The sequence below is a fragment of the Acinetobacter sp. AL9 genome, assembly GCF_041464035.1.
Lineage (GTDB): Bacteria > Pseudomonadota > Gammaproteobacteria > Pseudomonadales > Moraxellaceae > Acinetobacter > Acinetobacter towneri.
Window position 1 is genome coordinate 68,570 of sequence record NZ_JAYFSK010000003.1, and the last position, 22,095, is coordinate 90,664.

Here is a 22,095-nt window from a genome sequence, read left to right on the forward strand (position 1 = left end):
TAAACTAGGTTACAGAAACTTCAGTAGTGAAGCATACGTCACCCATTAGAACGCTTTTCCTTGTTTTTAACAAAGAAAATAACGTTTTTACTTGCCTTGTAGTTTACAGTTTGCTTATGCTTCTCTCAACCAAAAAACCCATGGCATTCGTGTCCATGTTTAGGAGATTACACAATGAGTTTTCCTCAAGTCGAATTAAACACCAATAAAGGTCGTATTGTTTTAGAATTGAACGCTGAAAAAGCACCAATTACAGTTGCTAACTTCTTAGAATACGTTCGTGATGGTTTTTATGACGGCGTAATTTTCCACCGTGTTATTGATGGTTTCATGATCCAAGGCGGTGGCATGGATGAAAACTTCAAAGAAAAAGCAACACGTGATGCGATTGAAAACGAAGCAGACAACGGCTTAAGCAACGATGTTGGTACAATTGCAATGGCACGTACCCAAGCACCTCACTCTGCTTCTGCACAGTTCTTCATTAACGTAAAAAATAACTCTTTCTTAAACCACACAGGCAAAACTGCACAAGGTTGGGGTTATGCCGTGTTTGGTAAAGTTGTTGAAGGTATGGACGTTGTAGATGCAATTAAAGGCGTGCGTACTGGCAACCGTGGTTATCACGCAGATGTTCCACTAGAAAATGTGGTGATTGAATCTGCAAAAATCATTGCTGAATAAGAATCTTACCCGACCTCGCTTACGCACATCATTTTAAAGTACTGCTTTAAAATTCGTTTAGGGAGGAGAAATCCCTCTTTTAAAAGAGGGATTTCGGGAGATTCCAAGGAATAATTCGTGACCTATCTGTTTATCGCAGATTTACACTTGTCACCAAATCACCCTCGACTTGTTCGGGGGTTTTTAGATTTGCTAGACGCTTATCAAAATAAAAACACCCAACTGTATATTTTAGGCGACTGGTTTAATGCATGGATTGGCGATGATTACACCGCAGCGTGGCTCGATGAAGTTGTTGCACGTTTAAAGCAATTTAGCCAAGCAGGTAATCAAATTTACTTTATTGTCGGCAATCGTGATTTCGCTTTGGGTCAGAAATTTTTAGATCAGTTTTCAGGACAACTCCTGCCCGATGTGTACACGCTGCATATTGGTTCTCAACAGGTACGTTTAGAACATGGCGATGCACTGTGTACCGATGATGTGTCCTATCAAAAATTCCGTAAAATCATTCGCAATCCCATCATTTTAGGGATTTTAAAGAAAACACCTTTGGCTTTTCGGCAAAAACTTGCACAAGGTTTCCGCAAAAAAAGTCAGCAAGCCAATCAAGTCAAAAGTTATGACGTCATGGACGTAAATGCAGATGCTGTGTCACAAGCCTTGCAGCATGCAGATGTGTTAATTCATGGGCATACGCATCGTCCAAATATTCACAATGAACACGGCAAACCTAGAATTGTATTAGGCGATTGGCGCGCAGATGCTGCACAAATTTTAGTAGTTGAACCAAATCAAGCCTTAGCAACTTGGCAACTGAGCAGCTGGAACTATTAAGCCCAACATCTTTACATAAAAATAATGGATACAACGCTAAAGGTACTTCGTCAGGTACACCAAACTAAAATCTACTTAGTTAGCAGATTAATACCCACCTTCCGTTTTAATCACTTCGGCATCAGCTTTATATTTAGCCAACAACTCACGCAGCGAAGTCATCAACACACTGGTATCTACCCCAACTGCCACAAATTCTGTGCCTAAATCCAAATACTTTTGTGTCACTTCATGTTGGGTCGATAAAATCCCTGCTGCTTTGCCTGCTGCACGAATCCGTTGAATCGCATCGACCACAGCGGCTTGTACTTCTGGATGGTTCGGATTGCCTTCATAACCCATCGTGGCAGATAAATCCACCGCACCAATAAACGCCCCATCAATCCCATCGACTTGTAAAATAGCATCCAGATTTTCTAAACCTGTGACCGATTCAATTTGAATGAGCAAACAAATATTTTCATGCGCTGTCGCGTAATAATTTGGAATACTGTTCCAGCGAGTTGCACGTGCTAAAGCTGCGCCTACGCCGCGAATACCTTCAGGTGGATAACGTACCGCTTTGACCATCAACTCAGCGTGTTCAACGCTTTCAACCATAGGAATCAGCAAAGTTTGTACGCCAATATCCAACAGTTGTTTAATGAGTTGCACACTGCCAATCGGCGGGCGCACCACCGCTTGAGAGGGATAAGCCGCAATACTTTGTAATTGTGACAAAGTGGTTCTTAAATCACTTGGTGCATGTTCCCCATCAATTAAAAGCCAGTCATAGCCTGCATTGGCGGCAATTTCAGTGCCATACGCATCTGCTAAACCTACCCATAAGCCAATTTGCTGCTGAGTTTTTAATTTACGCTTAAAATAATTGATATATTCCATCCATACACCTTTGGGATGCACCATGCTGAAGTTTATATTTAACGCCTATTTGCTATAAACAACCAATAGTGAAAACGTCTTGCATGATTGAATTTAACACTAAGTTTAAAGATGTTTATGTCGTGCTCATCTCATCTTAACCGCATAAATAGCACATGGATTCATTCCGTTAGCATAGCGAGGCATGTTAAGCTTTTGGCGCACACCTGCCCCAAATATAGTCTTTAAATGGAGATGATTCATGGATTTGCTCAACGTTGCACAAACTCGTTATACGACCAAAGCCTATGATGCGAGTCGCACTATTCCTGCAGAACAATTTGAGCGTTTATTAGAAATTCTGCGTTTAGCACCATCTTCCATTAATATTCAGCCGTGGCATTTTTTTATTGCAGATCGCCCTGAAGCCAAACAACGTATTGCTAAAGCTTTAGTTGGAAAGTACGCCTATAACGCCCCTAAAGTTTTAGATGCTTCGCATACCATTTTATTTTGCACCAAAGCTGACATTAGCGAATTACATTTAGAAAACCTGCTTAATCAGGATGCTGCTAGTGGACGCTTTAAAGATGAAGCCGCTAAACAAGGTCAGAAAGACAGCCGCACAGGTTATGTCGATTACTACCGCAATGAAAAAGGCGATATTCAGCGTTGGGCAGAAAATCAAACCTTTATTGCACTCGGACAAATGCTTTTGGCTGCAGGCATTGAAGGAATTGACGCAACGCCAATTGGTGGTTTTGATGAAGCAATTTTAACTCAAGAACTGCAACTAACTGAGCAAGGACTGATTCCTTCGGTTTTATTGTGTTTAGGCTATCGTAGTGAACAAGATTTTAATGCCAAACTGCCAAAATCACGCCTTGATAAACGCGAGATTTTCACGCAACTGTAAAACAAACATGCGATAACACTAGGGACAAAATTTGTCCCTATTTTTTGGTCTGAATTTTGCTTTATCTATATTTGCAATCTGTACTCAATCTCTATCAAAAATAAAAATGAGGTGTATGATGCTCAATTTAATGCCGCTAAAACTAGAATGCCGACGTTGTAAAAAACTGTATTTATATCAAGCCAAACCAAGCTATCCAACCCTGCGCTGCCCGATCTGCGATAGAACCACAATGCTGCATGGTCTTGCAGAAACTGCAGATTTATTGCGACATCCTTTTCGCTTTATGTTGAGTTATCTTAAACCGTCATGGCATAAGCGAGGCAAAGCACACTAAGCAATGCCAAGCCTAGCCCAATAGTGGTCGTGCTTTTCAGCTTTTCTTTAAAGAACAATACTCCACTGATCACGCCAAATAGCACCACTAAAATATTCATCCCTGCAAATACCACTGCAGGGCTGTCTTTGAGCAGCATGTGAGCTTTGACATACAAGGCAATATTGGCAAAATTCAGTGCACCCAAAATTAAACCTGCACTGATATTTTGCATACTGCCCATGCTTTTATCGCGGATTAAGATATAAGCCATCGCCAAAACAAAAGCACATACAAACATCAAATTCAGCGCAACTGCAAATTGCAGTCCTAAACCTGTGCTGTATTTAAGCAAAACATCAATCAGTGCATAACCCAGCCAAACACAGCTCAAATATAAGATGCCTTGTTGCGCTTTAGCAGACTGCACTGCAGCACGATGCGAATACAAAATGCATAAGACCGCGATAATCCCAAGCGCAATTCCCACAATTTTCAGTTGGCTAAAATTTTCCTGAAAAATAAAATAAGCGGCTGCTAAAGACAAAACCACTGACAAACGCTGTGCAATTTCAGTTTTTAAAATACCTGCGCTGTCCAACGATTTTGCTAATGCTAAAAAGACACTGGGCAACAACACACCCAAACTAATAATGAGCCACCACGGCGTATGTTGGATTGAGATCGTGCCCAAGTTGGGTTTAAACCAGTAAAAACACAACACACTGGCACTGACATAATTCCATGTAATCATCTGCATGGGGTTAAAACCCTGCGTTTTGCAGACTTTTAATAAAATAGAGACCAGTACACTACAAAAGGCTGCGGCTACAATCAGTTCCATGACACGCTCGAGGATTGTTTTTGTTCTTGATTGGAAGTTGTGGACTCATCAGTAAAAAGCCCACAAGGACTGTGGGCTTTCGAGTTCTTAATTAAATTAAGAATTATTTGTAACGTTCAACCATTTTCTCTAAAGAAATTGGGCGAATTTTGTCTGCATTACCTGCAGTACCAAATGCTTCATAACGGTCTATACAAATTTGTTTCATTGCATCTACAGTTTTTGCGAAGAATTTACGTGGGTCAAATTCGCTTGGTTGTTCTGCCATCATACGGCGCATTGCACCAGTAGAAGCTAAACGTAAATCTGTATCGATGTTGATTTTACGCACACCATGCTTAATTGCTTCAACCAATTGCTCAACAGGTACACCATAAGTTTCTTTGATGTCACCGCCGTATTGGTTAATCACCGCCAACCATTCTTGTGGTACAGAGCTAGAGCCGTGCATTACAAGGTGTGTATTTGGCAACGCAGCATGAATTTCTTTAATACGGTCAATTGCAAGAATATCGCCTGTAGGTGGACGAGTAAACTTGTATGCACCGTGCGAAGTACCAACAGCAATCGCTAAAGCATCCACATTAGTATCTGCAACGAAGCTACGTGCTTCTTCAACAGATGTTAACAATTGAGAGTGGTCAAGTACGCCTTCTGCGCCCACGCCATCTTCTTCACCTGCCATACCTGTTTCAAGACTACCTAAACAGCCAATCTCACCTTCAACCGATACACCACACGCATGCGCCATTTGCACAGTACGACGCGTCACTTCGACGTTGTATTCATACGACGTTGGTGTTTTACCATCTTCACCCAAAGAACCATCCATCATTACTGATGAAAAGCCTAGTTGGATCGAACGCTGACATACATCAGGGCTTGTACCATGGTCTTGGTGCATAACCACTGGAATATGTGGCCACTCTTCAATTGCAGCCAAAATCAGGTGACGCAAGAATGGCGCACCTGCATATTTACGCGCACCTGCCGAAGCTTGAACAATTACAGGTGAATTGGTTGCATCTGCGGCTAACATAATTGCGCGCATTTGTTCTAAGTTGTTGACGTTAAACGCTGGAACGCCGTAAGCATGTTCACCGGCATGATCCAAGAGCTGGCGCAATGAAATAAGAGCCATAATATCCTCCCAAATAATGTTGGTTATTCTACCCTGTGATTTGTTTCAATTCAGCAACAAATCGCCTTTTTCAAAAAAAAGTCCCTGCAAAAGCAGGGACTTTTAAACAAATTACTACAATTTGTCGTTTTTCAGCACTTATTGCGCTTCAGAAGCAGCAACTTCTGTGTCTGCAGTCGCAACGTCAGCAGGTGCATTTGCAACGTCTTCAGGAATATCGGTGTTGCCTTCATCCAAGATTGGTTGGTCAATTGCGTCGATTGCAGCTTGTTGTTCTGGTGTAACTTGAGCGTTATCTACAACTGCAGAAGATGCATCAGTTTCAGTCGCAGGTGCGCTTTCTTTTTTTGCACAAGCAGTCAAGGCTAAAGATGCAGCAATTAAAGCAGCAAGTGTTAGTTTTTGAATCATCGTCATTTCCTACAGTTAGGTCATTCATTTACTACAGTTTATTGCATATTTATGACATTTTGATGACTACGGCATGACATAAATATAAAAAAGTTGACCGAAGTCAACCTTTTTAAAAATTATTGATAAATTTTCTAGATTTAAGCGCGTTCTAATAATACCGCAACTGCAGGTAAGGTTTTACCTTCTACAAATTCAAGGAATGCACCTCCACCTGTAGAGATATAGCCGATTTTGTCTGCAACTTCATACTTGTCAATTGCAGCTAAAGTGTCACCACCGCCTGCAATAGAGAAACCTGCAGATTCTGCAATCGCCAATGAAAGTGCTTTCGTACCTTCACCAAATTGATCAACTTCAAATACACCCACTGGGCCATTCCAAAGAATTGTTTTTGAAGTTTTTAAAATTTCAGCAAATGCTTTTGCAGTTTCTGGGCCTACGTCTAAAATCATATCGTTGTCTGCAACATCTTCAACTTTTTTCACAGTTGCTTTCGCTGCTGCCAATGAACCCAAGAAATCTTCAAAATTAATTTCAGCGGCATCTGCAACTACAACATCGGTTGGCAGTGGTACAGAAACTTTTGCGGCAATTGCTTTGGCAGTGTCAATCAAATCATTTTCACATAATGATTTGCCCACGTTATAGCCTGCTGCAGCAAGGAAAGTATTGGCAATACCACCGCCTACAATTAATTGATCGCAAATATCAGACAATGAAGTCAATACATCTAACTTAGTCGATACTTTTGAACCTGCAACAATCGCCACCATTGGTTTTTCAGGTGTTTTTAAGGCACGACCCAAAGCATCTAATTCCGCAGCCAATAATGGGCCTGCTGCTGCCACTGGTGCTAAACGTGCAACGCCTTCAGTAGAGGCTTCTGCACGGTGCGCGGTACCAAATGCATCCATCACAAATACATCACACAATGCTGCATATTTAGCGGCAAGTTCTGGGTTGTTTTTCTTTTCACCGTGGTTAAAACGGCAGTTTTCCAATAAAACGACTTGACCAGGAGCAACGTCTACACCATCTAAATAGTCAGTGATCAGTTGAACATCTTGACCTAATGCTTGGGTTAAATACGCAGCTACAGGTGCTAAAGATTGTTCAGCTTTTGGCTCACCTTCAACAGGACGACCTAAGTGAGAATACACCATCACTGCTGCACCTTTGGCAACAGCAGCTTGAATCGTTGGCAATGCCGCACGTAAACGTGCATCGCTGGTGATCACACCATTTTTAACAGGTACGTTTAAATCTTCACGAATAAGGACACGCTTACCTGCTAAATCGAGGTCAGTCATACGCTGAAAGTTCATGTATAGCTCACTTTATTGATATCAAAACGCCACGATTTTAAATGATTATGCAGAAAAAGGTTAGCAACTTTTGTAGAATTGCTGTTTAAAGCAAAAGTTTTGATTATGATAGAGAAAAGCCACCATCTTTCTCGCACTTATGTCTATTCATCCTGATCCAAATATCAATCGTTTAAATGTTTTGGGCGAATCTCTCGCCAGTTGTTGCTTTGATCCTATTACTGGATATTTTCGTAACGGTTTTTGTCATACCGCCCCAACCGATTTAGGTCAGCACACCGTTTGTGCACAAATGACCTCTGATTTTTTAAATTTCTCGCAAAAAATTGGCAATGATTTAATCACGCCAGTACCAGAAGTTGGTTTTAACGGCTTACAACCGGGTGATTTCTGGTGTATTTGCGTCACCCGTTGGGTTGAAGCCTATCAGGCAGGTCAAGCACCACCAATTAAAATTCAAGCCTGTCATCAGTCAGTATTGTCTTATGTGCCTTTAGATATTTTGATGGATTATGCGGTGTGATGATCTGATGCAACATCCTGAAATTATTTTAGCGTCTGGCAGTCAAACTCGTCAGCAATTGATGAATCGTCTGCATTTGGCGTATAAGTCAATTTCACCTGATATTGATGAATCTGCACAGGGTGAATTGCATGCAGATAATTTGGCGCGACGCTTGGCTTTTGAAAAAGCACACTGTATTGCGCAGCAATATCCTGATGCAATTGTAATTGGTTCAGATCAAGTGGCATGGCGTGAACAGCAGCCAGATATTTTTATAGGTAAACCGCTCACTTCAGAAAAAGCCATACAACAATTACAAGCCAATTCAGGTCAAACGGTTTATTTCAGCACTGCGCTGAGTGTGCAGCAGCAATCTACAGGCTTTGAACAAACAGTTGTAGAACACTACACCGTTAAATTCCGCAACTTAACCGACAATGAAATTGCACGATATGTTGCAAAGGAACAACCGCTACATTGTGCAGGTAGTTTTATGTGCGAAGGTTTAGGTATTAGTCTGTTTGAAGCCATGCAAGGCAATGACCAAACTACTTTGATGGGTCTGCCGATGATTCAGTTATGCCGCATGTTAAGAATGCTGAATATTCAGGTTCCTTAAGTTTAAAACTGTGTAATTTAACAGCCGTGAATATTTATAAAGACTATAAATCACCTTGCCCTTTGCAGCGACAAATCAGACAATATTGAGATTATTGATAAAACTTGCTTAGGCTATTTTATGTCGCAACCTTTAGATGTTTTGGGCGGAATTACCGCAGAACAATTCCTAAGTGAATATTGGCAAAAAAAACCACTTTTGGTACGCAATGCACTCCCAGAAATTGCCAACCTACTTGAACCTAGTGATGTAATGGAACTGGCACTTGAAGAAGATGTGACTGCCCGTTTAATCAAACAAAAAGATCGCGATCCAAATCAATGGACTGTGAAATCATCACCGCTCATTAAGGCTGATTTTCAAAAAATGCCAAAGTTGTGGACGCTATTGGTACAAGCCGTTGATCATTACTCTTTTGATCTCGCTGAACTTTGGAAAAAATTTCCTTTTATTCCGCAATGGCGACGTGATGACATAATGGTGTCTTATGCCCCTAAAGGCGGCTCTGTAGGTCAGCATTTTGATTTCTACGATGTGTTTTTGCTACAAGGCTATGGACATCGTCGTTGGCAACTTGGGCAAATGTGTGATGCTGAAACTGAATTTGTCGCAGGACAACCGTTAAAATTATTGCCTGAAATGCAGGTCAATTTTGATGAAGTTCTTGCACCTGGCGATTTACTCTATGTGCCACCGGGTTTGGCACATTATGGCGTGGCGGAAGATGATTGTCTGACGTTCTCGTTCGGTTTCCGCATGCCGAATATTAGTGAAATGATGGATCGAGTGAGCGATAAATTCTCTGCCGATGAAATGTTACGCACGCCACTACAAGACCTTGTTCGTAAAAAAAATACCCAAATTGGCGAAATGACTGCGACAGAATTGGATTATCTGAAAGCAGAATTGTGGGCGCGTTTACAAAACTCATCGGTGTTGGATGATGCGATTTTAAGCTTAATGTCTGAACCGAAATATCCTGAAAATATTCCTGAAGTAGATGAAATAGGTGTAGGCGATTTAGAAGATGCGCTAGATCAGGGTTATCAAATCATGTTGGAACCCGCCTCTCGCCTACTTTATGCAAATCAGCTAGATGAAGTTTTATTTTGGGCGAATGGTGAAGCGATTTGTGTCGCAGAAGCATCTATCCCTACGCTGCAAAAAATTGCCAATGGTGAACGCGTGCTGCTCGATGAAAACCTTTACGACGCAGATATTCTGGAAGATTTGGTACAACTGCTCAATGAATCCATTTTAATGTTGTTACCTGCTGAAGACGCTTAAAATATTCGTTTCAGCCCCCTCAAGATGATCAATTCATCTTGGGGAATTTAGATAAGCGGGATCTAAAGTTAAAACTGCCTGAATTAACGTATAGCCAGGTGTCGAATTTAATTTTAATTGCCCTCCAACCCGTTCTAAACGCATTTTCATACTGCGCATCCCAATACTCATGCCATGTTCAAGCACGCTATTGGCTTCAAAACCTACACCATCATCCTGAATTTTAAGTACCAATTGCTTAGGCGGTACAAATTGCATACTGACGGATACATGCTTGGCTTGGCTGTGTTTAATCACATTGGTTAAACTTTCTTCTAATACCCGCATCAAAGTTAAGCACTGTAACGAATTCGGCTCAATCACCCATTCATTTGGAAAATCCCACTTGGAATGAATATCCATTTCATCCATCAATTGACTAAAACGATGACGTACTGGCGCAACCCAAATTTTAGGATTTTCAGGCACTTTAGAACCAATGGAAGAACCACTATCAATAATTTGACGTAAATCATCACGCAGTAATTTCAGCATAGATAAGAACTGCTGATTACTCATGTTCTGTTCGCTTTGGTCGACCATAATCATGGAACGTACCAAAGATGCACCCAAACCATCATGCAAATCATGCGATAGATGAATCCGTTCTTGCAAACGCACATTTTCCAGTTCCAAATAATGCTTTTCCGACATACTGCGTTTTAAATCATCACTGACTTCAAAAACTTTAAGCTCTAAATTTTGATTAAATTTCTCAATTTTTTGAATATTTCTTTTTAGACGCATGCCTAAAATAATCGCAATAAATATAGTAATCACTGGCGAGGTATACGGTGATAATGGCTGATATAAACTTGCTGTTGCCGCGTTACTTAAACGAAATACATCTACACCCGCGAAAAGGCCAATCAAGGTTAAACAAAATAACAGCAGATATACTTCTGTTTTTGGGGATTTATACGCTAAATACGCCAAATAAAAATAAACCACGACCAGTAAACTGGCATAACTTAAAAAGACAATCCAAAATACCAGTTTGACATAATCTAAGGGTGTTAAAAACACACAAACAATTACCGCTAAACTCAGAATAAAAATACTTTCTTCCAATATTGGCAAGCGTTGATTGACAAACCTAATTAAATACAGACTAAAAGCTAAAACATAGAGGATAAAAAAGCTTAAATTGGCTTGAGATGCCACCAATACACTTGGGTATGGAAAGGTTTCTGTGGTTAAAAAATGAGAAATAAATAATAACCAGAACATGCAACTCAACGCGAACCAACCAAAACTCTGATCACGGCGTAAAAACAGCCAAATAACCAAACATAAAATGCCTAAAGTGGCAGATAAAATCGCATTAATTTCAAATAAAGTACGTTTATTCCATATACTTTGCTGGTGCTGTTCAATATTGTTATGCACATTATTAAAACTTATTTTTCCTATACCCGCATTTTGAAATGCATATCCATTTACATAGACCAATATTTGATTTTTACCTTGTTTTAAGCCTGAAATAGGTAAAATCCAGTAACGTGGCATATTCCAGTTTTTTGACAAAGGCTCTTCTAAATGTTGACTTGCCCAAAGTAAATCTTGATTCAGATAAACTGCCCCTGCACTATTTAAAAAATTCAGTGCAAAAACGATGGGTTGATTTAAACGATGATCACGCTCACAAAACCACTCCCACTCTATTTTGTACCACGCCCCACCATTATAATTTTTCCAGCGATCATCCCAAACGTCGGGCAGTTGAACATTTTCCCAACCCGTTTCAGGTTTTTTATTATGTGATGCTGTTTTGGCAGAGCTGATTGAAAGTACATGCACATTGCAGTACTGATTAATTGGGTACACCACTTGCTGCGCATAGCTTTGCCACGCACAGAACAATAACAACACGCCCAAACCACACTGCCAAAGCCTTTGAATCATAAAAGACCTAAAGTTCTAGCGGTACTGACAGCCTTAGTGCGTTTAGTGACCGACAACTTCCGATAGATATGTTTAATATGACTTTCAACGGTATAACGCGACACAAATAATTGCTCAGCAATTTCACGGTTACTTAAGCCCTGCGCCACCAGATTTAAAATTTCTAATTCACGATTGGTGAGCTGTTCATAATGTGAGTTGAATGCTTGAGCATCGGCGCGATCTGATAAATCTTCGGTCAGCACGGATACTTTTTGATGTGAAATTTGCGATAAAATTTCACGGGCGATAAATGGGTCTATCGGTGCACCACCTCTTAAAATGCTGCGTATTGCGATAATAATTTCAGCATCATCACGTTCTTTAAGCACATAGCCTGTTGCACCTGCTTGAATTGCAGAAAATAAGCTGTCTTGGGTGCTCCATGCAGAAATCACCAAAATTAATGCGCTTGGATCTCTAAAATGTAATTGTTCGATTAGTTCTTTACCATTGCCATCGGGCAAGCCTAAATCGACTAAAGCTAAAGCAATCGGATGATCTTCTATACACGTCATTGCAGCTTTAAGATGACTCACGAAAAATAGCATGTCATCTTGATAGCCAATATCATGCAAAATTTTTCTAAGACGTGACTGAATAATAGGCTCATCTTCAACAATTAAAACCGGTACGGGTAATATCGCTTCCATTTCTGCCATCATTCATCCCCTTGATTATGCTTGTAAATATATCAATCGTTTTGATGTAAACACTATCCCTAGAATTAAGGAGTTTTTCAAATTTAGCTTATTTTATAAACATGAGCATAGCACTGAAACATGAAACTCGAGCATGAAATAAAAAATAAATGTGAAGTACTATTTTATTTTAGAAATCGCTTCACATTTTAATGAGCAGCGCAGCATAAATATGCTTTGATGCCGAGAACAGCATCAAAGCAAATGTAGAGCCGTATTTAAAAGATGGTTGATAAATTAATAATAAGTCTTAGAGCTATGTGCATGTAAAAATGCAGGAATCAGCCCTGTTAAAGCCGCACGAATATCCGCACGTTCATTGATTAATTGATGCGAGCCTTCTTCTAACATGAGTAAGGTTTGCAGGCGGAATTTACGCCGAATAAACTCAATGTTGTAGCGCCAATCTACGGTTTGATCTTGCGCCCCTTGTGCCAACCAAACAGGAATACGGCAAGCTGGACGTTCTTCCATCTCCAACATCCATTTAGACATGGCTAAAATCCAATCCATGCCCATCATTCTAGGTTGCAGCGGGTCTTTTAAACGCACAAAGCGTAAAAATTCAGGATTATGATTATTGCGTCGGAAATGTCGCGGCACTTCACGCTTAATCCGACGGATAATGCCCAAACCAACAGAGTTATGCCACCATGCCGATTTTGCAGGACGAATCAAAGGCGATAACAACAACACACGCTCTACAAATGGATTTTCACGGCGCTGAGCAAATTCCAACAAGTGATGCATCCAAATTGCACCACCTGTACTTTGCCCAATGCCCAACCACGGTTTTGGCAATTGATCGGCATTTTTTACATATTGATAAACCGCATGTAATACTTGCTGATAATGATCAAAATTTTTGATGTTGGCAGGATAACCATCACTCAATCCATGTCCGGGCAAATCATAAGTCAAAACACTAAAGCCCTGCTCTAATAATTCTTTGACGATAGGTTGATAAATCCCGCTATGTTCCAAATAGCCATGCAGTAGAAATACCGTGCCCTGCACCTGATCAAATTTGGTTTTGCTTAAATCGGGTTGAAAAATTTGCACATGCAATTTAAACAACGGCATTTGCACATAGCCTTGCCAATGTTCACAGTCCAACAAATGAAAACCATATAGCTGTCGATAGGCTTGTAACTCAACACTCGGTTCAAAACCACGATTCAAATTTAAAGGTTGTAGAATTTGTGGTGTGGTTTCCCTACTCGGCACTGGCAAATCTAATTGCTTCAACACGCTTGGGTTTAAAAATGGAATATCAGGCATTATGGCACCTCGCGACATGCGCTAGAACCAATCAAGACATCCCGAATGGCGGCAAGCATTTCATAATTGGCACGGCGACTGTGATCATAGTTTTGTTCACTTGGACGCCATGCGGTCAGTTGAGTCGGCATGGGAGCCTCGACTGGAATCGTTTCAATTCCATTCAAAGCAAATAAACGGCGGGTGCGTGGCATGTGATAACGGTCTGTAATCAAAATCACTGTCGGCGCCCCCCCTTTTTTTTGTAATAATAAAGAACTAAAACGTGAATTTTCACAAGTATTCATGCTGCGATCTTCTAATAATTTTGCTTCGACATCATATTTTTTTAACCAACGCTGCATATAAGGTGCTTCTACACCACTCAGTACAATCGGCAATTGATATTGTTTTACCACCGCTAGGGTCGTTTCTAAACGTAAACGTGTGTAGTCATTGACCACAATATCTTTGCCATTATCATCTAAAGTTAAGCCACCACCTAAAACCACAATCGCATAAGGTTTAGAGTTTGCAGGTATTTTTGGAATATTTTGTTGCTGAATTAAAGCAATATCTTTAAAGATTTCTTCATCTACAGGCTCACTTTCGGTTTCGGCAATTTTATGAGTGCTTAAAAACTCCAAGTATTGTTCCATGAGTGCCTGATTTTCATGACTATCCAAATTGAGCAAGGCTTTTACATTTTCGGATGGGTCTTCTACAACCGCTTCAGAAGCTGCATTAGACACCAACAATGGGACTTGCGGCAACTCTTGTTCTGAGGCTATTTTTTTTTGCGTTTGTTCTTCTAAAATAAGCGCTTGTAAGGCTTTATAACGTGCCTGAATTAAAGTTAAATTTTGCGAATTTTTAGATTGGATTTCTTGCTCCATGAGCTTCAGATAAGCTTGTCGGGCAATCCATAAATCTGAACCGGGCTCCAAACTGTCTTGATCACTAAAAGCCGCCATTTGCTGACTTTTTGCTGCCACTTGATTCACTTCTACAGGCACCAAAGTGTTCAGCGTTTTGACCACCAAAGTAGAATAAAAAGGTGAATAAATAAAAATCATGAATGCTGCAAACAATACAAAGAGCACGGCAGCAATTTGTACCAATCTGAGCATCCAACGATTCTGTTTCATCTTCACTTAACCTACCGGTTGATGTGCACGAATCAAACCTGTTTCATCAAATAACACAGGTTCAGGTTCGAGTGAAATACCAAAACGACTCAAAACATCTTGCTGCACAGCACGATAGGTGTGTTGCACATCTGCCAAAGTGGCATCGGCATAATTGACTAAAACCAACGCTTGTTTATGAAACATACCCACCACACCCAGTTGTTTTCCCTTCCAGCCAGCTTGATCAATCAACCAGCCTGCTGCAATTTTAACTTGCGCATTCGGCTGTGGGTAATGGGGTAAATTTGGAAATTGTGCTGCAATTTGGTCAAATTGCTGAGTCGAAATCACAGGATTTTTAAAGAAACTACCTACATTTGGATATTCTGCAGGATTAGGCAGCTTACTTTGGCGAATTTGAATGACTTGTTGCTGCAGATTTTCAGCAGTTTGCTCATCGCCTACAGCAGCTTTTAAGTCGCCATAATTTAATTTTAACGCAGCCTGTTTTAACAGTTTAAAAGTCACATGGGTAATGATGTAACGGTTGGGATGATCTTTAAAAATACTGTGTCGATAGGCAAACTGACAATCTGCAGCAACAATTGAGCTGAATTGTTGGCATTCACGATCATAGACCTGCACAGATTCAATAAACTCACCGACTTCAACGCCATAAGCACCAATATTTTGCACAGGTGAAGCGCCGACCAAACCTGGAATTAAAGCCAGATTTTGCAGACCATATAACTTTTGTTCCGTACTCCACAACACAAACTCATGCCAGACTTGTCCTGCCCCAACTTTTAGGGTGACACTTGCATCATCTTCAGCGCATTTTTCGATGCCCTGAATATCCATGTGCATGACCAAGGCATGAATATGTTCAGGCAATAACATATTGCTACCACCCGATAAAATCAGCACATTTAATTGTTCTGTCTGAGCAAATGCCAAAGCATCCTGTACATCTTGAATATTTTCAATTTTGACATAATGCGACGCAGTTGCATCTAAATTGAGCGTATTGAAAGGTTTGAGTTGCATGTTGTAGTGAATGTGCATGACTTAAACCTTCAATTCAAATTGTTGTTGTAAAACTTTCACCCATGCGCGACTACTCGACTCGCATTGATCGAGCACCCGCTCAAAACCATCGGCTTCGCCATAATATGGATCGGGTAATTCTTGCTGCGTATAATGCGGATCGTGTTCGCTCATTAAGGCTATTTCAGCGCGCAAACTGCCCAGTTCAGCTTCAGCACGGCGCATTAAAGATTGAATATTGCTTAAGTTTTCAAAATCCATCGCCAAAATCAAATCAAACTCGACAAAGTCTTGTATACGTAACTGACGCGCGCGCAATGTAGATAAGTCATAACCACGTTTGAACGCATGTTTTTGGCTGCGTAAATCTGGGGCTTTGCCTGGATGATAATTACTGGTTCCAGCAGAATCTACCAACACATTGAGTTGTTGTTCATCACAAAAATGTCGAAGTACAATTTCTGCCGTTGGAGAGCGGCAAATATTTCCCAAACAAACACATAACACCTTATATGGCGTTTTGGATGACATAAACAACCTCAAAGCTACTTTATTTTTAAGAGTCTTATGTTAAGTTATTTATGATATGAATCCTATATCGTGACCCTACAATAATGTTGAATTAAGTATAAAAATTAGGAATAAAGACGATGCAGCATTTTCAATTTCAAACAGTTGGCAACATTATTTCTGGATTGGGTTCAATTTCTGAACTAAAAACGGTTTTAACCGAAAAAAATTATAAGCGTTTGTTATTGGTCACCGATGCTGGCATTTTACAACAACAATTACATCAACCTATTTTAGAAATTTTAAAGCAACTGCAACTGGACTATGCCATTTACTCGAATGTGCAAGCCGACCCCGCAGAACAGATTGTGTTAGAAGCAGTTGATTTTGCCAAACAGCAAAATATTGATGTTGTATTAGGTTTTGGTGGGGGTAGTGCGATGGATGTCGCCAAAATTATTGCCGTGCTGAGTCATCCTGCACAAACTCAACAACTGTCAGACTTGTACGGTGTCGGCAATGCGAAAGCACCACGTTTACCGCTCATTCTAGTTTCCACTACAGCAGGCACAGGTTCAGAAGTCACACCTATTTCCATTGTCACCACAGGTGCAACCAGTAAAACAGGCATTGTTTCTCCTATTTTATATGCCGATGTTGCCATTTTAGATGCCAATTTTACCCGTCATCTACCTGCACAGATTACCGCAGCCACAGGTATAGATGCGATGGTACATGCCATTGAAGCCTATACTTCTAAAATCAAAAAAAATGCGTATTCAGATTTTCTGGCAAAACATGCGCTGCGTTTACTTGATCAAAACTTAAAATTAGTGCTTGAAGATGGCAGCAATATGCAAGCACGGCAAAACATGCTGTTTGGTTCAATGCTGGCAGGACAAGCCTTTGCCAATGCTCCTGTGGCTGCGGTACATGCGCTTGCCTATCCTTTAGGCGGACATTTCCATATTTCACATGGGCATAGCAATGCATTGGTACTAGCCGAAGTTTTAAAATTTAATGCGCCTGCAGCCAAACAGTATTATGCAGAACTGATGTGTTGGTTAGACTCACGCAGTAAAGGCTGCACAGATGGATTATGTGATTTGTTTATTGATCATTTACAAAATCATTTAGATCAAAGTGGCTTGGTGTTAAAACTCAATGCCCTAGGCATAGCAGAAAACATGCTGCCACAACTGGCAGAAGATGCGATGCTGCAAAGCCGTTTATTGCAAAACAACCCGAGAGCAATGCAAATGCAGGATGCGTTACAGATTTACCAAGCCATTTATGCCTAACATTTACGCTTAACGTTCTGTATTTAACTTTCTACATTTATTTGGGATGATTTCCACCCATTAAAGCATGACACCACGTCGATAAAAATATAGGTAAACTTGTGAAACCTGACACCAAAACCCGTGAGCAATACGCTTTTTTCTTTCCCATCCAAACTCGCTGGGCAGACAACGATATGTATGGACATGTCAATAATGTCACTTATTACAGCTATTTTGACAGCGCAGCCAATGCCCTACTGATGCAAAAAGCAGGCTTTGAACCCAAACGATCACCCTGTATTGGTTTAGTGGTCAATTCCACCTGTCATTTTTTGCAGGAATTGTCCTATCCTGAAATGATTGAAGTAGGTGTTGCTATTCAAAAAATTGGAAACTCATCCTTAATTTATGATTTGGCAATTTTTAAAAACAATCAAAATCTTGCCGCTGCACAAGGACAAGTGGTGCATGTATTTGTAGATCGAATTACACGCCAAAACTGCCCGATTCCTGACTCCATCCGCGAAGCATTACAGCCATATAAAAGCACAGATTCAGCTTGCGCTTAGCAAAAAATAAGGCTGGTTTGACCCAGCCTTAAAATTCTGCAAACAAAAGCTAACAACAGGTTATTTCAACTGAATGTTATGTAATTCGCCATCAAAGTTTTGCAAAATATCTTTCACAATCGGTTCTTGATGCAATAAATTTTCAGCCCGTTGATAAGCGCGTTGTTTGCGCTGTTGCTGCAAAATGTACGGTGTCGTGTCATCCACATTTTCATATTGCACTTTAAACAGAGTTTTACTCCACTGTTCTTTTAAAGCACTTTCTAAAGCATGTTGCAGTTGAGTCAATAACTGCTGATATTGCTCAGGAATATGAAAAACCGATTCAGCATTAATCTGCCCCGTCATTACGCCATGCTGCGCCAATTCTTGCACGGCAGGTGACAACTCGCTGTGTCTAAACCAATATTCCCACTTGTCTAAAGTCCACTCACCTTCTAAAACTTGCGGCTGTAAACGCAGAATATCCTGCGGCATTAATTGATCATCGGCATTAGATGCTATGGTTTGCTGCGGTTGTGCTGTCGCACTGGCAACATTCGGTTCGACTTCAGTCGCTGCTAAATCAAATAAAGCGGTTTCTGCATTACTTACATTTTGTGTAATTGACGGTGAAGCATTATTCGATTGTAGTGTAGATGAAACTAGCGATGTTTCGGCTGATGCAGCAAGATCACCTAACGGTGCAACGGCATCAAAACTTTCCAGTAAAAAATCATCATGACTTTGCACATCAGATGTAGTGCTTACCGATGAGGCATCTTCATCTAAACCAAACAATTGTGCATCTGCATTTGGATCAAACACGATAGATTCAGATTGCTTATCCTCAGCCTGTATTGCAGTTTCTTCATTCACTGCAGGTTCTGACATAGATTCTGGTGAAATCGCAGCTGTTGAGTGTAGCGCTTGCGGAGTCGGTTGTTGCGCTTGAATCGACTGTTGATCTTGATGTGTTAAAGCTTCAGGCTCATCCTCATCTAAAAAATCATCTGAAGAAGGTTCTGCAACACTGGTTTGTGTCGTGGTGTGATCTGAATAATCGTCATCCTCATAGTCAAATCCATCAAGATCAGGTGTTGCAACCGCATCTAATTCAGTTACATGCTGTTCCGCTTGTGCTGTATTTTGAGTTGCCACAGCTTGTGGAGTTTGCTCCATTTGAGCAACTGGCTGGGAAGCCGCTGTTTGTGCAGTATTTTGTGGCGCAGCAACCAACACTTCATTGGCTTGCAAAGGTCGAAATGCCAGTAAACGCAGTACACACATTTCAAAGCCTTGTTCTTGGGTTACGGCAATTTGTAAATCGGCGCGTCCTTTACAAGCAATTTGATAATACAACTGTAAATCTTGTGCAGAGATCAGACCCGCAAGCTGCTGAATTTTTTGATTAATTTCAGCACTGTATTTTAGGTTTAAATCTGGCAGATATTGCATGATTGCCAATTCATGCAGTGTCGAAATTAACTGATCCAACACCAAAGACACATCTAAAGCTTGCTGTCTAAATTGTAATAACAACTGACTTACACGCTGCTGTTGGTTTTGATGAATCGCTAAAATCAAATCATAGATAATGGTGCGATCAATCAAGCCCAGCATGTCTTTGACATCTTGATGATGAATTTCACCCTGACCATAAGCAATGGCTTGGTCTGTCAAAGACATCGCATCACGCAAAGAACCTTGCGCAGATTCAGCAATCTGCCAAATTGCATCTTGCTCTGCAACAATCTGTTCTTTGGCTAAAATATCCGTTAAATGACTGGTAATTTCATCGACCTGCAATGGACGCAAAGTAAATTGCAAACAGCGCGAAATCACAGTAATAGGGAGTTTTTGTGGGTCTGTGGTCGCAAACAGAAACTTCACATGCTCAGGCGGTTCTTCCAAAGTTTTTAGCAAAGCATTGAACGAATGTGTAGACAGCATGTGCACTTCGTCAATCAGATAAACCTTAAAACGTCCCTGAGTCGGTGCATAAGGTACGTTATCGAGCAACTCACGTGTGTCTTCAACCTTAGTACGTGACGCCGCATCAATTTCGATTAAATCAATAAAACGACCTTCATTGACCGCAGTACAGGTCGGACACACTTCACATGGGGTAGATGTCACGCCTGTTTCACAGTTCAGGCATTTGGCCAAAATACGCGCAATGGTAGTTTTACCTACACCACGTGTTCCCGTAAAAAGATAAGCATGGTGCAAACGCCCACGTTCCAAAGCACTGGTCAATGCCCGTGATACATGGTTTTGTCCCACCAATTCATTAAAATTACGAGGACGATATTTACGCGCAAGTACCTGATACATGAATGCTCCTTTTTACAGGTCTAAGCATACTGTTTTTTTGGCAAAGAGTGAACGTACAATCACGCCTAAAACCAGCCTTTACGCCCTTGCAATTGCCGATCTGCACAGCGAATGGCTTCCTGACTCAGTCCCCAAAGTCGATAATCACCAATTAAAGAACCTGCAGCAAAATTATGGGTATAGGCAAAACTGAGTTGACGGTCAGGATCACACCACGCGCCTGAACCATTAAAACCCATGTGTCCAAAACCGTGAGAGCGCTTACCCAAACTTAATACACGGTGATAGCCTAATCGCCAATGCATCGGGATAGGCATAACTCGATCACGCTGCACATATTGCACTTGGCTTAATTGCTGAAAAACTTCAGGCTGAACCAATTGCTGACCCTGCCATGATCCACCCTGCGCCAACATGGCATAAATACGTGCCAAACTTTGGGCAGTAAATACACCATTGGCAGCAGGAATCACAGCTTGCAAACCAGTATCACTAAAAAAACTAAAATTTTTCATGCCTTTGGAAATCATGCCATCCTGAAAGTCTTGCGGATTTTGCCCACTCCATGCAATGACTTTATCGAATATTGATACAGGACGTTTGCTCGATTTAGCTTGGTTTTGAACTTTAGCTGTCTGTTTATTTGTGGGTGATGAATCTGTTTGCACTGATGTCACAGCAGTTTTAAATGGTCGTGCGACACGCGAAAGCTCAGATGCAGGCACACCAAAATAAGCCCCATCCAAAGCCAAAGGTTCAACCAAGTATTGCTGCATCAGTTCAGCCAATGTTCGACCTGTAGCTTTTTCTAAAATCCCACCGACCAGCCAACCAAAAGTTAAAGGTTGATATGCCGCCTCACTTGCCACATCAAAACGAGGCTTGGCTTGAGCCAGCACATTCAGCATGTGCGACCAATCTGCCATTTCAGTCGCATCGGCTATGATATTACGTATGTCATATAAACCACTTTGATGGCTTAGTATGTGCTTTAAAGTCATCGTTGCTTTGCCATTTTGGGCGAATTCAGGCCAGTATATATAAATGGGAGTATCGTAATCGACCAGTCCTTGACTGACCAAAATATGTGCCAGTGTCGCTAATACACCTTTGCCTGTGGAATAACATACCGATAACGTATCGGCTTGCCAGTCTTCATCTGGCGACTTTTTACCTGTGTAAATATCGACGACTTTCTGACCTTGAAAGTACACCGCTAAAGCAGCTCCGCCCTGTTGGCTACGTGCATTTTGCAAACGGCTAAATTGCATCGCTAAATCATGAAACTCAGGCGCAACCCATCCACGATAATTTTCATTTTCAGCAAAAATATAATCCTTTAAATGTTGCATCGTCCTGTTTATCTCGTTTTTCTTGTTAATAAAAGTTTAGCGCAAATAAAAAGCCCAAATTTAAATAAGGCGGATTCAAGCGGCAAGTGCAACAGTATAAAAACCAGCCATAACTTCACTCGGTGTATACCAACCTAGTGTTTTTCTAGGACGATGGTTGAGTGCAAATTCTATCTGCTCTATTTGTTCGTTTGA

The 22,095-nt window shown here is 40.9% G+C and carries 22 protein-coding genes and 1 pseudogene; 9 read left to right on the forward strand and 14 right to left on the reverse strand.

Translation table 11 applies throughout. The annotated features are described in order from the left end of the window. Positions 1-174: 174 nt before the first annotated feature. Together ACEO2X_RS01340 and ACEO2X_RS01345 are read left to right on the forward strand one after the other, a co-directional pair. Positions 175-684, forward strand: coding sequence for a peptidylprolyl isomerase (locus ACEO2X_RS01340; protein ID WP_004973310.1), 510 nt, complete (start codon positions 175-177; stop codon positions 682-684). Between the two features lie 117 nt (positions 685-801). Next, on the forward strand, positions 802-1,521 hold the full coding sequence (locus ACEO2X_RS01345) for a UDP-2,3-diacylglucosamine diphosphatase (RefSeq protein WP_131260903.1): 720 nt from the start codon (positions 802-804) through the stop codon (positions 1,519-1,521). Positions 1,522-1,608: 87 nt separating this feature from the next. Here the strand turns inward: ACEO2X_RS01345 and hpaI are convergent, their stop codons facing one another. Continuing rightward, a complete protein-coding gene (hpaI, locus tag ACEO2X_RS01350) occupies positions 1,609-2,403 on the reverse strand; it encodes a 4-hydroxy-2-oxoheptanedioate aldolase (RefSeq protein WP_131260905.1) in 795 nt (264 codons plus the stop codon). A gap of 241 nt (positions 2,404-2,644) precedes the next feature. On the opposite strand from hpaI, the gene nfsB reads away from it, so the two are divergent. Together nfsB and ACEO2X_RS01360 are read left to right on the forward strand one after the other, a co-directional pair. Next, positions 2,645-3,298, forward strand: a complete 654-nt coding sequence (gene nfsB / locus ACEO2X_RS01355; protein WP_004973304.1) for an oxygen-insensitive NAD(P)H nitroreductase — start codon at positions 2,645-2,647, stop codon at positions 3,296-3,298. A gap of 115 nt (positions 3,299-3,413) precedes the next feature. Next, a complete protein-coding gene (locus tag ACEO2X_RS01360) occupies positions 3,414-3,635 on the forward strand; it encodes a hypothetical protein (protein WP_081402487.1) in 222 nt (73 codons plus the stop codon). Here the strand turns inward: ACEO2X_RS01360 and ACEO2X_RS01365 are convergent. The 4 genes from ACEO2X_RS01365 to ACEO2X_RS01380 form a co-directional block, all read right to left on the reverse strand. Next, positions 3,598-4,458, reverse strand: a complete 861-nt coding sequence (locus tag ACEO2X_RS01365; protein ID WP_131260907.1) for a DMT family transporter — start codon at positions 4,456-4,458, stop codon at positions 3,598-3,600. The genes ACEO2X_RS01360 and ACEO2X_RS01365 overlap by 38 nt on opposite strands. Before the next feature lie 103 nt (positions 4,459-4,561). Continuing rightward, entirely contained in the window at positions 4,562-5,599 is a 1,038-nt protein-coding gene (gene fba, locus ACEO2X_RS01370) for a class II fructose-bisphosphate aldolase (RefSeq protein ID WP_004973298.1), read from the reverse strand. 138 nt (positions 5,600-5,737) lie between these two features. Beyond that, entirely contained in the window at positions 5,738-6,010 is a 273-nt protein-coding gene (locus ACEO2X_RS01375) for a hypothetical protein (protein ID WP_131260911.1), read from the reverse strand. A gap of 140 nt (positions 6,011-6,150) precedes the next feature. Continuing rightward, on the reverse strand, positions 6,151-7,338 hold the full coding sequence (locus ACEO2X_RS01380) for a phosphoglycerate kinase (protein WP_004973295.1): 1,188 nt from the start codon (positions 7,336-7,338) through the stop codon (positions 6,151-6,153). 139 nt (positions 7,339-7,477) lie between these two features. On the opposite strand from ACEO2X_RS01380, the gene ACEO2X_RS01385 reads away from it, so the two are divergent. From ACEO2X_RS01385 to ACEO2X_RS01395, 3 genes are all read left to right on the forward strand, one after another. After that, complete coding sequence (locus ACEO2X_RS01385; RefSeq protein ID WP_004973294.1) at positions 7,478-7,861, forward strand: DUF2237 family protein; 384 nt, start codon at positions 7,478-7,480, stop codon at positions 7,859-7,861. A 7-nt stretch (positions 7,862-7,868) separates the two neighbouring features. Then, positions 7,869-8,462, forward strand: a complete 594-nt coding sequence (locus tag ACEO2X_RS01390) for a nucleoside triphosphate pyrophosphatase (RefSeq protein WP_253131786.1) — start codon at positions 7,869-7,871, stop codon at positions 8,460-8,462. A 120-nt stretch (positions 8,463-8,582) separates the two neighbouring features. Further along, positions 8,583-9,749: a cupin domain-containing protein gene (locus ACEO2X_RS01395; RefSeq protein ID WP_131260913.1), complete on the forward strand. Its 1,167-nt coding sequence runs from the start codon at positions 8,583-8,585 to the stop codon at positions 9,747-9,749. Positions 9,750-9,782: 33 nt separating this feature from the next. Here the strand turns inward: ACEO2X_RS01395 and ACEO2X_RS01400 are convergent, their stop codons facing one another. The 6 genes from ACEO2X_RS01400 to ACEO2X_RS01425 all read right to left on the reverse strand — a co-directional run bounded on the left by ACEO2X_RS01400 (position 9,783) and on the right by ACEO2X_RS01425 (position 16,401). Beyond that, positions 9,783-11,693 (reverse strand): ATP-binding protein, encoded by a 1,911-nt coding sequence (locus ACEO2X_RS01400; protein WP_371970966.1) that lies wholly within the window; start codon positions 11,691-11,693, stop codon positions 9,783-9,785. Then, on the reverse strand, positions 11,690-12,394 hold the full coding sequence (locus ACEO2X_RS01405; protein WP_131260917.1) for a response regulator transcription factor: 705 nt from the start codon (positions 12,392-12,394) through the stop codon (positions 11,690-11,692). Before ACEO2X_RS01405 ends, ACEO2X_RS01400 begins: the two co-directional genes overlap by 4 nt. A 276-nt stretch (positions 12,395-12,670) precedes the next feature. After that, positions 12,671-13,714: an alpha/beta hydrolase gene (locus tag ACEO2X_RS01410; protein ID WP_096900878.1), complete on the reverse strand. Its 1,044-nt coding sequence runs from the start codon at positions 13,712-13,714 to the stop codon at positions 12,671-12,673. Then, positions 13,714-14,841 carry a YdcF family protein gene (locus tag ACEO2X_RS01415; RefSeq protein ID WP_131260920.1) on the reverse strand — a complete coding sequence of 376 codons (1,128 nt, stop codon included), beginning with the start codon at positions 14,839-14,841 and terminating at the stop codon, positions 13,714-13,716. Before ACEO2X_RS01415 ends, ACEO2X_RS01410 begins: the two co-directional genes overlap by 1 nt. Positions 14,842-14,847: 6 nt before the next feature. Next, the gene (murB, locus tag ACEO2X_RS01420; RefSeq protein WP_131260922.1) at positions 14,848-15,888 is read right to left on the reverse strand and encodes a UDP-N-acetylmuramate dehydrogenase; all 1,041 of its coding nucleotides are present in this window, start codon (positions 15,886-15,888) and stop codon (positions 14,848-14,850) included. Between the two features lie 3 nt (positions 15,889-15,891). Continuing rightward, positions 15,892-16,401, reverse strand: coding sequence for a low molecular weight protein-tyrosine-phosphatase (locus tag ACEO2X_RS01425; protein WP_004973278.1), 510 nt, complete (start codon positions 16,399-16,401; stop codon positions 15,892-15,894). Between the two features lie 119 nt (positions 16,402-16,520). On the opposite strand from ACEO2X_RS01425, the gene ACEO2X_RS01430 reads away from it, so the two are divergent. Together ACEO2X_RS01430 and ACEO2X_RS01435 are read left to right on the forward strand one after the other, a co-directional pair. After that, a complete protein-coding gene (locus ACEO2X_RS01430; protein WP_131260924.1) occupies positions 16,521-17,681 on the forward strand; it encodes an iron-containing alcohol dehydrogenase in 1,161 nt (386 codons plus the stop codon). A gap of 101 nt (positions 17,682-17,782) precedes the next feature. Then, positions 17,783-18,232: a thioesterase family protein gene (locus tag ACEO2X_RS01435; protein WP_004973275.1), complete on the forward strand. Its 450-nt coding sequence runs from the start codon at positions 17,783-17,785 to the stop codon at positions 18,230-18,232. 60 nt (positions 18,233-18,292) lie between these two features. Here ACEO2X_RS01435 and dnaX read toward each other — a convergent pair whose 3' ends face one another. The 3 genes and pseudogenes from dnaX to ACEO2X_RS01450 form a co-directional block, all read right to left on the reverse strand. After that, positions 18,293-20,548, reverse strand: a complete 2,256-nt coding sequence (gene dnaX / locus ACEO2X_RS01440; protein WP_004973273.1) for a DNA polymerase III subunit gamma/tau — start codon at positions 20,546-20,548, stop codon at positions 18,293-18,295. A gap of 65 nt (positions 20,549-20,613) precedes the next feature. Further along, positions 20,614-21,900 (reverse strand): serine hydrolase domain-containing protein, encoded by a 1,287-nt coding sequence (locus ACEO2X_RS01445; protein WP_371970967.1) that lies wholly within the window; start codon positions 21,898-21,900, stop codon positions 20,614-20,616. Positions 21,901-21,975: 75 nt separating this feature from the next. Continuing rightward, positions 21,976-22,095, reverse strand: a pseudogene (locus ACEO2X_RS01450) (IS30 family transposase); the annotation flags it as partial.

Excerpts from the sequence above, each read along its gene's own strand:
- ACEO2X_RS01340 (WP_004973310.1), top strand. The coding sequence starts at position 175 with ATGAGTTTTCCTCAAGTCGAATTAAACACCAATAAAGGTCGTATTGTT.
- hpaI (WP_131260905.1), bottom strand. The coding sequence starts at position 2,403 with ATGGAATATATCAATTATTTTAAGCGTAAATTAAAAACTCAGCAGCAA.
- nfsB (WP_004973304.1), top strand. The coding sequence starts at position 2,645 with ATGGATTTGCTCAACGTTGCACAAACTCGTTATACGACCAAAGCCTAT.
- ACEO2X_RS01360 (WP_081402487.1), top strand. The coding sequence starts at position 3,414 with ATGATGCTCAATTTAATGCCGCTAAAACTAGAATGCCGACGTTGTAAA.
- ACEO2X_RS01365 (WP_131260907.1), bottom strand. The coding sequence starts at position 4,458 with ATGGAACTGATTGTAGCCGCAGCCTTTTGTAGTGTACTGGTCTCTATT.
- fba (WP_004973298.1), bottom strand. The coding sequence starts at position 5,599 with ATGGCTCTTATTTCATTGCGCCAGCTCTTGGATCATGCCGGTGAACAT.
- ACEO2X_RS01375 (WP_131260911.1), bottom strand. The coding sequence starts at position 6,010 with ATGATTCAAAAACTAACACTTGCTGCTTTAATTGCTGCATCTTTAGCC.
- ACEO2X_RS01380 (WP_004973295.1), bottom strand. The coding sequence starts at position 7,338 with ATGAACTTTCAGCGTATGACTGACCTCGATTTAGCAGGTAAGCGTGTC.
- ACEO2X_RS01385 (WP_004973294.1), top strand. The coding sequence starts at position 7,478 with ATGTCTATTCATCCTGATCCAAATATCAATCGTTTAAATGTTTTGGGC.
- ACEO2X_RS01390 (WP_253131786.1), top strand. The coding sequence starts at position 7,869 with ATGCAACATCCTGAAATTATTTTAGCGTCTGGCAGTCAAACTCGTCAG.
- ACEO2X_RS01395 (WP_131260913.1), top strand. The coding sequence starts at position 8,583 with ATGTCGCAACCTTTAGATGTTTTGGGCGGAATTACCGCAGAACAATTC.
- ACEO2X_RS01400 (WP_371970966.1), bottom strand. The coding sequence starts at position 11,693 with ATGATTCAAAGGCTTTGGCAGTGTGGTTTGGGCGTGTTGTTATTGTTC.
- ACEO2X_RS01405 (WP_131260917.1), bottom strand. The coding sequence starts at position 12,394 with ATGGCAGAAATGGAAGCGATATTACCCGTACCGGTTTTAATTGTTGAA.
- ACEO2X_RS01410 (WP_096900878.1), bottom strand. The coding sequence starts at position 13,714 with ATGCCTGATATTCCATTTTTAAACCCAAGCGTGTTGAAGCAATTAGAT.
- ACEO2X_RS01415 (WP_131260920.1), bottom strand. The coding sequence starts at position 14,841 with ATGAAACAGAATCGTTGGATGCTCAGATTGGTACAAATTGCTGCCGTG.
- murB (WP_131260922.1), bottom strand. The coding sequence starts at position 15,888 with ATGCACATTCACTACAACATGCAACTCAAACCTTTCAATACGCTCAAT.
- ACEO2X_RS01425 (WP_004973278.1), bottom strand. The coding sequence starts at position 16,401 with ATGTCATCCAAAACGCCATATAAGGTGTTATGTGTTTGTTTGGGAAAT.
- ACEO2X_RS01430 (WP_131260924.1), top strand. The coding sequence starts at position 16,521 with ATGCAGCATTTTCAATTTCAAACAGTTGGCAACATTATTTCTGGATTG.
- dnaX (WP_004973273.1), bottom strand. The coding sequence starts at position 20,548 with ATGTATCAGGTACTTGCGCGTAAATATCGTCCTCGTAATTTTAATGAA.
- ACEO2X_RS01445 (WP_371970967.1), bottom strand. The coding sequence starts at position 21,900 with ATGCAACATTTAAAGGATTATATTTTTGCTGAAAATGAAAATTATCGT.